Source organism: Vulcanococcus sp. DEBay_Sum22DG08_74 (assembly GCF_017852955.1).
Lineage (GTDB): Bacteria > Cyanobacteriota > Cyanobacteriia > PCC-6307 > Cyanobiaceae > Vulcanococcus.
Window position 1 is genome coordinate 1 of sequence record NZ_JAFMKL010000049.1, and the last position, 12,516, is coordinate 12,516.

At 65.3% G+C, this 12,516-nt stretch carries 12 protein-coding genes; 6 read left to right on the top strand and 6 right to left on the bottom strand.

Translation table 11 applies throughout. The annotated features are described in order from the left end of the window. Window positions 1-77: 77 nt before the first annotated feature. Window positions 78-1,454 carry a TIGR03279 family radical SAM protein gene (locus tag QZ184_RS06915; protein WP_296418734.1) on the bottom strand — a complete coding sequence of 459 codons (1,377 nt, stop codon included), beginning with the start codon at window positions 1,452-1,454 and terminating at the stop codon, window positions 78-80. A 44-nt stretch (window positions 1,455-1,498) separates the two neighbouring features. After that, a complete protein-coding gene (locus tag QZ184_RS06920) occupies window positions 1,499-2,362 on the bottom strand; it encodes an undecaprenyl-diphosphate phosphatase (RefSeq protein ID WP_296416357.1) in 864 nt (287 codons plus the stop codon). 97 nt (window positions 2,363-2,459) lie between these two features. On the opposite strand from QZ184_RS06920, the gene QZ184_RS06925 reads away from it, so the two are divergent. The 3 genes from QZ184_RS06925 to nadB all read left to right on the top strand — a co-directional run bounded on the left by QZ184_RS06925 (window position 2,460) and on the right by nadB (window position 5,423). Beyond that, window positions 2,460-3,185, top strand: a complete 726-nt coding sequence (locus tag QZ184_RS06925) for a DUF3120 domain-containing protein (protein WP_296416356.1) — start codon at window positions 2,460-2,462, stop codon at window positions 3,183-3,185. 116 nt (window positions 3,186-3,301) lie between these two features. Next, on the top strand, window positions 3,302-3,679 hold the full coding sequence (psbU, locus tag QZ184_RS06930; protein WP_010313181.1) for a photosystem II complex extrinsic protein PsbU: 378 nt from the start codon (window positions 3,302-3,304) through the stop codon (window positions 3,677-3,679). A gap of 106 nt (window positions 3,680-3,785) precedes the next feature. After that, window positions 3,786-5,423, top strand: coding sequence for an L-aspartate oxidase (gene nadB, locus QZ184_RS06935; RefSeq protein WP_296418736.1), 1,638 nt, complete (start codon window positions 3,786-3,788; stop codon window positions 5,421-5,423). A gap of 3 nt (window positions 5,424-5,426) precedes the next feature. Here nadB and QZ184_RS06940 read toward each other — a convergent pair whose 3' ends face one another. Then, window positions 5,427-6,368, bottom strand: coding sequence for a vitamin K epoxide reductase family protein (locus tag QZ184_RS06940; protein ID WP_247476970.1), 942 nt, complete (start codon window positions 6,366-6,368; stop codon window positions 5,427-5,429). A 97-nt stretch (window positions 6,369-6,465) separates the two neighbouring features. On the opposite strand from QZ184_RS06940, the gene rimO reads away from it, so the two are divergent. Both rimO and QZ184_RS06950 read left to right on the top strand, forming a co-directional pair. Further along, window positions 6,466-7,863, top strand: a complete 1,398-nt coding sequence (rimO, locus tag QZ184_RS06945) for a 30S ribosomal protein S12 methylthiotransferase RimO (RefSeq protein ID WP_296416354.1) — start codon at window positions 6,466-6,468, stop codon at window positions 7,861-7,863. Beyond that, window positions 7,860-9,104, top strand: a complete 1,245-nt coding sequence (locus tag QZ184_RS06950) for an MFS transporter (protein WP_296418738.1) — start codon at window positions 7,860-7,862, stop codon at window positions 9,102-9,104. The genes rimO and QZ184_RS06950 overlap by 4 nt, the downstream gene beginning before the upstream one ends. Here the strand turns inward: QZ184_RS06950 and QZ184_RS06955 are convergent. Next, window positions 9,091-9,183 carry a hypothetical protein gene (locus tag QZ184_RS06955; RefSeq protein ID WP_010313192.1) on the bottom strand — a complete coding sequence of 31 codons (93 nt, stop codon included), beginning with the start codon at window positions 9,181-9,183 and terminating at the stop codon, window positions 9,091-9,093. The genes QZ184_RS06950 and QZ184_RS06955 overlap by 14 nt on opposite strands. Window positions 9,184-9,324: 141 nt before the next feature. Here QZ184_RS06955 and QZ184_RS06960 point away from each other — a divergent pair, with 141 nt between their 5' ends. Beyond that, window positions 9,325-10,932 carry a B12-binding domain-containing radical SAM protein gene (locus QZ184_RS06960; protein ID WP_296416352.1) on the top strand — a complete coding sequence of 536 codons (1,608 nt, stop codon included), beginning with the start codon at window positions 9,325-9,327 and terminating at the stop codon, window positions 10,930-10,932. Here QZ184_RS06960 and QZ184_RS06965 read toward each other — a convergent pair. Both QZ184_RS06965 and QZ184_RS06970 read right to left on the bottom strand, forming a co-directional pair. Then, window positions 10,929-11,315, bottom strand: coding sequence for a DUF4346 domain-containing protein (locus QZ184_RS06965; protein ID WP_296416351.1), 387 nt, complete (start codon window positions 11,313-11,315; stop codon window positions 10,929-10,931). The genes QZ184_RS06960 and QZ184_RS06965 overlap by 4 nt on opposite strands. A gap of 9 nt (window positions 11,316-11,324) precedes the next feature. Next, entirely contained in the window at window positions 11,325-12,509 is a 1,185-nt protein-coding gene (locus QZ184_RS06970; RefSeq protein WP_296418741.1) for a GNAT family N-acetyltransferase, read from the bottom strand. Between the last annotated feature and the right edge of the window lie 7 nt (window positions 12,510-12,516).

Sequence of the window (12,516 nt, forward strand, 5' to 3'; positions counted from 1 at the left end):
CGCAGCAATTGCGCGAGAAAAGCGAACCACCGAAATTCCTAAAAAATAAATCTGAGCGAACCTTAATGAACCGATCTTTATTCGCCCAGGCAGGCGGCCACGATGTCGTCCGCCCCATGCACCAGGCGCACAGGGGACTTCAGTTGCGCCGCAACGGCCTCAAAGGGTTGGTCGTCTAAAAAGATCGGTTCACCCTGACGCAGCATTACAGCAGGCAACAGCAATTCATCACCCAGCTCCGCGCCCTCCAGACCCTCGAGCAGGTCTGAACCGGTGAGCAATCCCGTTACGACCTGATCCTGACCCCAGTAGGGACTGGGCAGGCCCTTCAGCAGCACCTCCAAGCCTTCGACCTGGTTCAGACGGTCCACCGCCGGCTGCAGGGCCTCCGCCACCAACTGCCCCACCACCCAACTCACCCGCCTGGGGGCCGCCAGGGCAGCCGGCAGATCGCTGGTGGCCTCATCCATCGCCTCCAGAAAAGAGCGAATACTCCCCACCCCATTCCCCTCTTGGGGCAGGTCCTCGTAGTCGGCCCGATCCGGCAGGGGATAGCCCGCCATCAGATACCACTCATCCGAGAGCCACGCGAAACGGCTACCGAAGCGCTCCCGGAATCCCTCCTGCAAGGCCTCCACCTGGGCGATCACCCGCTGGGCGCAGGACCGGTCCACCGGCACCAAGCCATCCCCATCGGGCCGATAACGGGTCAAGCCCACGGGGACCACGGCAGCAGAGAGCACCGCTGGCCACTCCCCACCGGCGAACTCCGAGAGATCCCTGAGGGTCTGCTCCAGGGCCTCGCCGTCATTGCGGCCCGGGCAGACCACCACCTGGGCATGGATCTGCAGCTGCCGCTGCTGGAACCAAGCCAACTGCTCCAGCAGCAACGCCGCCCTGGGGTTCACCAGCAGCTGGGAGCGGAGCTCCGGGTTGGTGGCGTGCACCGAGACGAACAGGGGCGAGAGGCGCTGCTGCTCGATCCGCTGCCAATCGGCAGCCGAGAGGTTCGTCAGGGTGAGGTAGGAGCCGTAGAGAAAGCTCAGCCGGTAGTCGTCATCTTTGACGTAAAGACTGCGGCGATGGCCCGGGGGCTGCTGGTCGATGAAGCAAAAGGGGCAGGCGTTGTTGCACTGCTTCAGGCCATCGAACAGCGCCTCGGTGAAGGCCAGGCCGAGGCCCTCATCGGCATCCTTCTCCAGCTCCACCCGATGCACGCTGCCATCGGGGTCCTGCACCTCCAGGCAGAGCTCTTCCTCTCCGACCAAAAACTGCAGGTCAATCAGATCCCTGGGCCGCACCCCGTTGATGCTCAGCAGGCGATCACCCGGTTGGATCCCCAACTCATCGCCAATGGAGTCCGGCTCGACGCGATCCACCACCGCAGGAGCGGGAAGCCTGACCTCTCCATTTGTCTCGGCCAGGACCACCCCGGCCGAAGGCTCATTCCACACAGGCCGCTACTGCACACCTGCCTTCAGTCTGAGACGCAGCTGGATCAGGCGACGCTGCGGGCGGCCCAAAGAATCACCCCCAGACCAAAAAAGACGCGGTAGCCGACGAACCACCAGGTGCTGTGGTTCTGCAGAAAACGCAGCAACCAGGCAATCGCCAGCCAAGACACCACCGCCGAAGAGGCAATGCCCACCAGCAGCGGCAGGGCCCCGCCGGCCGCTGGCTGTGAAAACGCATCCTTGAGCTCCACCAAACCGGCCAGGCTGATGGCCGGAATCCCGAGCAAGAAGGAAAAGCGAGCGGCTTCCGAACGCTTCCAGCCGTCAAACAGCGCGGCCGTCAGGGTGCTGCCCGAACGGGAGACCCCGGGGATCAGGGCCAAGGTTTGGGCCAGGCCCACCAGCCAGCCGTCCCGTAGCTCGACATCGCCGAGAACGCGGCGACGGCTGCCCCAACGCTCCGCCAGCCCCAGCAGCAGGCCCATCACGATCGAGACGATCCCGATGGAGGTGAGGCTGCGCAGCGGGGACTGATCAAAGTCCGGAACAAAGAGCTTGATCCCCAGGCCCGCCACCAGGATCGGCAGGGTGCCCCAAAGAATCGCCTGCCCCAAGCGCGCCTCAGGGGTCTCCCAGCGCTGAGCACGCCAGGCCTGCCAGGAGGCCTGGATCACCTGTTTGAGGTCCTCGCGGAAGAAGCCAATCACCGCAGCGATGCTTCCCAGCTGGATCACCGCGGTCACCGCCACGCCGGGATCACCCCAGCCGAGCAGGACCGGCACCACCTTCAGGTGCGCCGTGCTGCTGATGGGCAAGAACTCCGTCAGGCCCTGCACCACACCGAGAACCAAAAAACGCCAACAGGCCTCCAAGACCCCCAGCGACTCAGTGGGGGGAAGGGTGGTCACGGCAGGGCAGCAAGGATCAGGCCAGACCCTATGCGCGGGGGGAGGCCTTGAGAAGCCGCGCACCCTTTAAGGTTGGATACCTTTCGTTACAGGCGTTGTGCTCGGGGTGCAGCCCAGCCTCACCACAGGGACGCTGACCCAGGCAACGCCAAGCCGTGGCTCCGAGGCAAAAGGCTGGGGGCTTTGGCTGTCGGGCTGCCTACTGGTGGCCCTGCCGGTCTTCCTTCAGGCCCCCTGGGTGCGCCTGGCACCCTTTTCTGCGGCGCTCTTCACGGCCCCCTTGCTGTTCCTGGGGATCGCCCTGTCGGAGCACCCCAACCAACGGTTGAGCAGCACCGGCAGCTTGCTGGTGGGCTTCAGCGGCAGCTGGCTTGGGGGATGCCTGTTTTGGGGCTGGTGCCGCCTGCATCCCCTCTGGCATCTGCCGATTGAGGCCTTCGCCCTGCCCCTGGCCCTCGGGGGGCTTGGCACCCGCTGGCGCCTCGCGGCCAGCTTCTACCTGGCCTCCTTGGTCGGAACCGCCGCCACAGACGGTGTGATGGCCGTGACCGGCGTGATGCGCCATTGGACCGAAGTGCTCAACGCACCCATCGATCAGGCCACCGCCCTGCTGCATCAGGCGGCCCTTGGGGTGCTGGAGCCCATGCCCCTGGGGGTCACCCTGCTGGCGGGCGTGGTGCTGTTGAACCTCTGCCGCCGTTATTGGCACCATCCCGATGGCGCCTGGAGAGTCGCCGCGGCCGCCATGGCGACAACCCTTGCGGTGGATGGACTTTTCCTCGCTGCAGCCCTCTGGTCACCCCACTGGAGTGGGCTGATCTGAAGAACTGCAAAAGCCTCAACGCAAGGGCACAGCCGCGAGGACCGCTGCTTGTAGGTTTGCAGGGCTGGCTGCCTAGCAGCCCTCTCCCTGTGGTTCCCGTTCAGACGGAGTTATCAATGAAACGGCTGGTTTCGTGGCTCATGAGTGGAGTGCTGATGGCCGGCCTGCTCCTCAGCCTGATCATCGCCCCCGCCGCTCAGGCCGATTCGCTGCGCAACGTCGCAGACGACAAGATTTCAGAGCGCGGCGACAAGATCGACCTGAACAACTGCTCGGTCCGTCGCTTCCAAGCCTTCCCCGGGATGTACCCCACCCTGGCCGGCAAGATCGTGCTGGGTGGCCCCTACAACAGTGTTGACGACCTGTTCAGCCTCGACCTGACCGATCGCCAGAAGGAACTGGTGGAGAAGTACAAGGGCAACTTCACCGTCACCCCGGCGTCCATCGCCCTCAACGAAGGCTTCGATCGGATCAACGACGGCCAATACCGTTGATTGCCTGAGCGTTTCAAGCGCTCAGCTGAGGTCTAGATTCCGCAGCCGGTGACCGCCGTCGGGCCATCCCGACGGCTTTTTTGTTGCCTCAGTCAGTCCAGGCCTGATGCCGTCCATTCCCTCCAATTGGGACGTAATCGTGGTGGGCGGGGGTGCCGCAGGCCTGATGGCAGCCCTCGAATTACCGGAAGGTCTCAGCGTCCTGCTGCTGAGCAAAGATCGCGCCCCCCGCTCGGCGAGTCGCTGGGCCCAGGGGGGCATCGCTGCGGTCACACGACCTGAGGACAGCTTCGCGAGCCATCTACAGGACACCCTCAAGGCAGGCGGAGATCTCTGCGATCGACCCGCGGTCGAGTTGCTCGTGCGCGAGGCGCCGGCCTGCGTCGAGCGGCTCCTGGAGCTGGGCATGGACTTCGACCGCCATGAAGGCGGACTGAGCACCACCCTGGAGGCCGCCCACAGCCACCGGCGGGTCCTGCATGCCCAGGACCGCACCGGTGGAGCACTGGTGGATGCCCTGGAGCGCAAGGTGCTGCAGCGGCCGGGCCTGCAGCGGATCCAGGGGGGCCTTGCGCTCCAGCTTTGGATCAGCGACGGCCACTGCCGCGGCCTGCAAGTCCTGGTAGACGGCACGGTGCAGTGGCTCCAAGCCCGGGCGGTGGTGCTGGCCACCGGCGGGGCGGCGCACCTCTTCGCCAACACCACCAACCCCAAGCAGGCCAGCGGCGACGGCATCGCCATGGCCTGGCGGGCCGGCGCGGCGGTCCGCGATCTCGAGTTCGTCCAGTTCCACCCCACGGCCTTGATGCTGCCGGGGGCCCCCCACTTCCTGATCTCAGAGGCGGTGCGCGGCGAGGGCGCCCGATTGGTCGACGACCAAGGAGAAAGCCCCGTCAGTCAGCTCAGCGGAGGAGATCTCGCGCCGCGGGATGCCGTCAGCCGGGCCCTGGTCCAGCGGATGCGGGAGCGGCAGACCCCTCACCTCTGGCTCGACCTGCGGCCCGTCGGGACCAGCAAGCTGGAGCGGCAGTTCCCGACGATCCTGGGGCGCTGCCGCGAGTTGGGCCTTGAACCCACCGAGGCCCCCATCCCCGTCGCGCCCGCAGCGCACTACTGCATGGGGGGCCTGCGCACCGATGCCCGCTCAGCCACCACCATCCCTGGCCTCTACGCCGTTGGGGAGGTGGCCAGCAGCGGCGTCCATGGCGCCAACCGCCTGGCCAGCAATTCCCTGATGGAATGCCTGGTCTACGCCAGGCAACTGCGGGACATCGACCTCTCCCCAGCCCCATCCGCCAGGCCAGAGCCCTTGCCTGAAAAGGCCATGGCGGAGCATCCGCCCATCAGCCTCGAGGCAATCGAGCTGCAGACCGAGGAGCTGCGACGCCTCTGCTGGCAGCGGGCCGGTGTGGAGCGCAACGGACACGAACTGCTCGCGGGCTACCGGGCCTGCCAGCAGCTGGAGGGCGCGCTCAGCGGGCAACCCCTCCTGCAGGCCGTCCAAACACTGGGGCACGACCAAGCTCTGCAGCTGTCTCAAGAGCAGGTCCGTTGGCTGGCCAAGGCCCATGACCTCAAGCAACGGGCCACCGTGGCGGCCCTGCTGATGGAGTCAGCCCTCTTCAGAACCGAAAGTCGCGGCGGTCACTACCGCGTCGACGCCCCAGCCAGGCAGCCCTTCTGGCGGCGCCACAGCGTGCAGCGAAAGGGGCTCAGCATCAGCACTGAGGCCCTGGCGGACTAACGCTTACTGAAGGGGCGGTCCGTTGTAGCCGCTGGCCTCGGCCAATTTGGCCAGGGGCTTAGCACCGGAATCGAGCTGGCCATTGATCTCCCAGGTGGGATAGCCCTCGATCTTCTTGGCCTCGCACAGCTCGCGCTGGCTATTGCGGCCATCGGGAGCGCACTCGATCACCGTCAGCTTTTCGGCGGCCTGGCGACCAAAGAGCTCCTTCTGCTCATGGCAGTGGGGGCACCAGTAGGCGGTGTAGACCTTCGCGCCACTGGCGGTCAGATGTTCCGCCAAGGCGATTTGTGCCGGCCCACTTTCACTGCGCACCGGAGGGGAGACACCTGGAGCGGAATCCACCACCGGACGCCCCACGGAGGCCGCCCAACCCAAACCAATGACGCCCACCAACAGGGCCGTAATGACGCCGCTGAAGATCAGCTGGCCGCGGTCCTCCCAATCACCACCAATCAGGCTGAGGACAAACAGCGCTGAACTCAGACCGGCCGAGAGGATGCAGAAGGGGCAGCAGTCGCGGATGCCAAAGGCCATGACCCCCAGCAACACCGCGCTGAACACCGCCATGCCGGTGCTCAGAAGAAACAACCCCCACCAGCTGCGCTGGCCCAGGCTCACCCGCAACTCCCCTTGCAGCACGAGGGGAACGACGGCCATCAACAGGACCGCGCCGTAGCCCAGCAGTCCAAAGAGGGCCAGGGGCTGTCCAAACAGCGAACCCCAAGCACTGGAGAGCACCTTCTCGCAGCCATTGCAGCCAAACAGGCCGGTCGAGCTGCAGCTGAGATTGCCGATCAAGCCCCACTTGCTCAGGGTGATCGAGCCGGTGTCAATCACACCGATGGTGGCCAGAACGGCCATCACGACCCGCACCCAACGCTTGCCGCCATCGCCGCGCCGGCGCTGGCTTCCAAGACGTTCACTCAGGCGCGATGAACTCACGGCGCAGGACTCCTGACGTTGGAGGAATTGTGGCAGGGATCCTGATCAGTAGGGTTAGGGATTGGCCAGCGAGCGGCCGACCTTCTTGAGCTCCTCCATGACCGATAGCGCCCGACCAAATACTGGAAAAACGGTGGCGTTCGCGCATCTCGGCTGCGAGAAGAACCGCGTCGACACCGAGCACATGCTCGGCCTGCTGGCGGAGGCCGGCTACGGGGTCAGCGCCGATGAAGCCGACGCCAACGTCGTGGTCGTCAACACCTGCAGCTTCATTCAGGACGCCCGGGAAGAGTCCGTTCGCACCCTGGTGGAACTGGCCGAGCAGGGCAAGGAGTTGATCATTGCCGGCTGCCTCGCCCAGCACTTCCAAGAGGAACTGCTCGAGAGCCTGCCGGAAGCCAAGGCCATCGTTGGCACCGGCGACTACCAACACATCGTCAGCGTGCTCGAGCGGGTCGAAGCCGGCGAGCGGGTGAATCAGGTCAGCGCCAACCCCACCTTCGTGGGCGACGAGAACCTGCCCCGCTACCGGACCACCAGCGAGGCGGTGGCCTACCTGAAGGTGGCCGAGGGCTGCGACTACCGCTGCGCCTTCTGCATCATTCCCCACCTGCGCGGCGACCAACGCTCCCGCACGATCGAGAGCATCGTTGCCGAGGCGCGCCAACTGGCAGCCCAGGGCGTGCAGGAGTTGGTCCTGATCAGCCAGATCACGACGAATTACGGCCTTGATCTCGCCGGCAAGCCTCAATTAGCCGAGCTACTGCGCGCCCTCGGCGAGGTGGAGATTCCCTGGATCCGCGTGCACTACGCCTACCCCACGGGGCTCACCCCTGAGGTGCTGGCGGCCTACCGGGACGTCCCCAACGTCCTGCCCTATCTGGATCTACCGCTGCAGCACAGCCACCCGGATGTCCTGCGGGCGATGAATCGCCCCTGGCAGGCCGATGTCACCAACGGTGTGCTGGCGCGCATTCGCGAGCAACTCCCGGACGCCGTGCTGCGCACCACCTTCATCGTCGGCTACCCGGGCGAAACCGAAGAGCAGTTCCAGCACCTCCTGGATTTCGTGGCCGAGCAACGCTTCGACCATGTGGGGGTCTTCACCTTCTCGCCCGAGGAGGGAACCCCCGCGGCCGAGCTGCCCAACCAGGTGCCCGCGGAGATCGCCGCTGAGCGCAAGGACCGCCTGATGGCACTGCAACAGCCCATCGCCGCCGAGCGCAACGCCGCTTGGGTGGGGCGGATCGTGGATGTCCTGATCGAACAGGAGAACCCCAGCAGCGGCGAAATGATTGGTCGCTGCGCCCGCTTTGCCCCCGAAGTCGATGGCGAAGTGCGGGTGATGCCCGGTGAAGGCGGGCTCTGCGCTGCCCCCGGAACGATGGTCCCGGTGCGCATCACCGCCGCGGACACCTACGACCTGATTGGTGAGGTCGTGGGAGCCAAGGCCATGGTCCAAGACGCCCTCTCGATGCAGCGGGCTCAGTCTTGATTCAACAGGGACTGAAGCGTCTGCAAGGACGCCTCACGCGGCATCAACGCACCACGTTTTTACTGGCCTCAGGGATCAGCACCGCCGGCTCCTTTGCCGGGCTGACCGCCAAAGGCTGGTTGCTGATGGAGGGTGCCGGCAACCCGTTTCTGTTGGCGCTCAACTTCGCCGTCCTGACCCTGCCGACCCTGGTGATCAGCGGCCCGGCCGGGGTACTCACCGATCGACTCGGCAGTGAGCGGGTCCTGATCCGCGCCCAATGGGCCCTGCTCGCCGCAGCGGTGCTCGGTGCCATCGCCATTCCCTTAACGGTGGGTCCCAAGCAAGACCTGCTGCTTCTGCTCAGCACCCTGGGCATCGGAATTGCGAGCACCTACGAACTGACGGCCCGCAACAAATACGTCGCCCTGCTGGTGGACGAGCCCGAACAACTCGGTCCCTACCTCGCCAGCTTCTCGGTGATCTTCAACGTCGGCAAATTGGTCGGACCGCCCCTGGGGGGACTGCTGCTGGCGGCCACCGGACCCACCCTGGCCCTCAGCCTGGATGCGGCCACCTATCTCTTCCCGATCCTCACCCTGCTCTGGCTGATGGCACCCCATCGCGAGCGGGAACGCCGCAGTCAGGGCGGCCAAGCGGCCAACCTGCTCACGGCCTGGCGCGAGTGCGGCGCCAGCCTGCGCCACGTCCTCAGCTTCACCGCCGCGGCCTGCCTAGTGGGCTTCTTCCACCCTGGGCTGGCGCCACTGATGGCCCTTGAGCTCCTGGGACCAAGCCCAATGGCCCTGGGGCTGTTCACCAGCGTTCTGGCCTGCGGCAGCATCTGCGGCGGGGTCCTACTGCAGCGCAACGCCGCTGCAATCAGCGCGCGCCCGGGTTGGCTTCTGGGCAGCACCACCCTGCTGACGGCACTGGCCCAAATCGGGTTAGCCCAGCAAGGAGCACTCGCCTGGGGCTTGGCCATGGCCTTCCTGATCGGAGCCGGCACCGCAAGCCTTCTGGCGGGGACCAATCTGATCATCCAAGTGCATGCTCCCCAGGTGCTCCGGGGACGAATGGCAGGCCTTGGTCAGATCGCCTTTTTGGGGGGTGGAGGACTCAGTGGTCTGGCGGCAGCGCTTCTCACGGAAACGCTGCCTGGAGGCCTCTGGAGCTGCCTGGCCGTGCTTGGCAGCCTTGGGGCTGCGCTAGGGGTCTGGGAGCTCCTGCGGAACCGCAGGATGCGGCTCAGACCAGCTTGATGCCGCGCAGCACGAAGGAGATGGCTGCAGCCGCCACCAAACCACCGCCGACCAGTGCGAGATAGATCACGGGGCCCATGGTTCGGTGCGTTCAACTGTGCGCTATTAGAGCAGAAACCAGCCCGCCCCCTGGTCACTCGGCCTAGGCTGGTCGCCAACTCATCGGATGTCCCCTAGGGGGCAGCCGTTCCACGCATCTCACTGGAGACCACCGAACGGCATGAACACTCTGTTCATCTACCCCGAGTTTCCCAAGACCTTTTGGAGCTACGAGAAAATTCTCGAGCTCGTGAACCGCAAGGTTCTGCTGCCACCCCTGGGGATGGTCACGGTGGCGGCGCTGCTGCCCCAGCACTGGCCCATGAAGCTGGTGGACCGCAACGTTGAAGAGGTCAGCGAGGCCGACTGGGACTGGGCTGAGCTGGTGGTCATCTCCGGGATGATCGTGCAGAAGGCCGACATGGCCGCGCAGATCGCCAAGGCCAAAGAGCGGGGTCTTCCCGTTGCCGTCGGCGGCCCCTTCGCCAGCTCCACCCCTGACGCGCCGGAACTGGGCCTGGCGGATTTCAAGGTGCTCGATGAGGGTGAAATCACCCTGCCGATGTTCATCGAGGCGATCGAGAAGGGTGAAGCCGGCGGACGCTTCAGTGCCAACGGCGAAAAGCCGGACGTCACGAGCACACCGGTGCCGCGCTTTGACCTACTGAAGCTCGACGCCTACGACTCGATGAGCGTGCAGTTCTCCAGGGGCTGCCCGTTCCAGTGCGAGTTCTGCGACATCATCGTTCTCTATGGCCGTAAGCCCAGGACCAAGACCCCTGAGCAGCTGATCGCCGAACTCCAGTCCCTCTACGACCTGGGCTGGCGGCGCTCGATCTTCCTGGTGGATGACAACTTCATCGGCAACAAGCGCAACGCCAAGTTGCTGCTCCCGGCCCTGAAGCAATGGCAGATCGAGCGGGGCTACCCCTTCAGCTTTGCCACCGAAGCCTCCGTTGACCTGGCGGCGGATGAAGAGCTGATGCAGATGATGGCCGAGTGCCGCTTCGACTCGGTCTTCCTTGGCATTGAGACCCCCGATGAGGCCAGCCTCTCGGTGGCCGGCAAACACCAAAACACCCGCAGCTCCCTCGAGGAAGCCGTCGACCGGATCAACTCCTACGGCCTGCGGGTCATGGCCGGATTCATCATCGGTTTCGACGGCGAGAAGACCGGAGCCGGCGATCGGATCGTCGAGTTCGTGACCCGCACCGGCATTCCCGCCGCAATGATGGGGATGCTTCAGGCCCTACCCAACACCGGGCTCTGGCACCGGCTGGAGAAGGAAGGCCGGCTGATCCAAGAGAAGGCCGACGCCAAGGGGGTCAACCAGACCAACCTGCTGAACTTCGTGCCCACCCGGCCGATTCGCGACATCGCCAACGAGTACGTCGACGCCTTCTGTCGCCTCTATGAGCCCCACGCCTACATCGACCGGGTCAAGCACTACTACCTGAAGATGGGCAAGCCGCGCTGGCAGGAATTCGTGCCCGCCACCTTTGGCAAAGCCACCCTGCCCGCCTGGACCGATGTGCGCGCCCTGCTGATCGTGCTCTGGCGTCAGGGCGTGAAGCGCAACACTCGCCTGCGCTTCTGGCGGTCCCTGCTGGAGGTCGCCCAGAAGAACCCTGCGGTGCTCGAGCAGTTCCTGGTGGTGCTCGCCCACAACGAACACTTCATGGAGTACCGCGCGGTGGTCACCCAGGAGATCCAAGAGCAGTTGGCCGCCCTGCCGCCAGAGCCCCCCAACAGCCCTTCGACGCCAACGCGGGAACTGCAGCCGGCCTAGTCCTGGATGTAGGTGTCGCCGCTCTCGAGAGCCTGCTCCGCCTTCTGCAATTCACGGCCCAGATACAGGGCGTGATCCAGGCAACTCAAGGGATGGGGACCCTCCCCTTCCGTCAGCGCCATGCCCAACTCCTTGGCGCTGCGGCCGCGATAGACCGCCACGGCAGCGCGGGGGCCAGCGCCTTTGCAGCTGATCACCTCACCGGTGTCGGGATCGGTGGCTAGCCCCCGGTCATCAATCGCATTGCTGTAGTGCTCCGCGATCAACTCGCCCGCCTCGCGGTCGATCTTGATCAGGAAATAACCGGCGGGATCCAGGGCGATGAAGCGCTGGGAGAGCCCCTCATCGAGGCTGCGGCGCTGCTCTAGCGAAAACGGGCTCATGGGCGGATGCTACGCAGCGGAATCCGTCAGGGATCGCGTCGCCCCCGTGAAGGGGAGCTCGGCATTCACCGCCTCAATCTGACTGAGCTGTTCGCGATTGGCCTCCGGCAACCAGCGCCGGGCAATGGCATCAAAGGGTTCGTGGTACCAGCGGTGCAGGGAGGCATGGGAGCGGGCGACAAAACCGCGGCGGCGCTTGTGACTGCCGCCGGCGCCAGGGTCAAAACGCTGAATGCCGCGCTCAATGGCCCACTGGATCGGGGCGTAGTAGCAGACCTCGAAATGGAGGTTGTCGATCTCCTCGTCACTGCCCCAGTAGCGGCCCCATAGGTGCTGGCCGGTGTGCACGCAGAGGGACATCGCCACCGGATCGTGGGGATCGCCCCGATGGGCGCTGAACAGCACCAGGTGTTCCCGCAGCTCCGCCGCCGCCTCATCGAAGAAGGCTTCTGTGAGGTATTTGCTCCCCCAAGGCCCCCAACGGGCGCAGTGCTGGGCATAGAAGTGGTGCATCCGCTCGAGCATCGCGGCCGGCAGCTCCTCCCCCGCCAAGGCCGTCACCGTGATCCCGGCGCGCTCCACGGCCTTGCGCTCGCGCTTGATGTTGCGGCGTTGGTTGGCGTTGAAGCTCGCGAGGTAGTCATCGAAGCAGCCATAGCTCTGGTTGCTCCACAGGCTCTGCTGGTTCAGCCAAGTGGCGCAGCCCGCCGACTCCGCCAGGGCCTGCCACTGGGGATCGGCATAGAGAAAGTTGCAGCTGAAGATCTGGTTCTCGGCGCAGAAACGATCAATGCACTGCATCAACAGGGCGGTGACCTGCTGGGCGTCCTCGCCGCCAGCGGTGAAAAAGCGATAGCCCACCACGGGGCTTAAGGGGCTCATACCCAGCAACTTCGGGTAGTAGCGCTGGCCCAGCTGGGCGGCCAATTCCGCAAAGGACTGATCGAAGACGAACTCGCCGTAGCTGTGGCCCTTGAGGTACAGCGGAGCGACGGCGATCAGCTGCTCCCCGCGCCAGAGGCTCAGGTGACAGGGCTGCCAACCCTGGCGAGGCGCGACACTTCCGGAGCGCTCCAGGCCAGCCAGCCAGCGCCAGGAGTAGAAGGGGAGCCCAGCCGCCTCCGTGAGGGCCTGCCAATGCGCCTCGGGGATCTCTTCAATCGATCGGTGCCAGCGAACAGTGAGCTCGGCCATCAGCTCA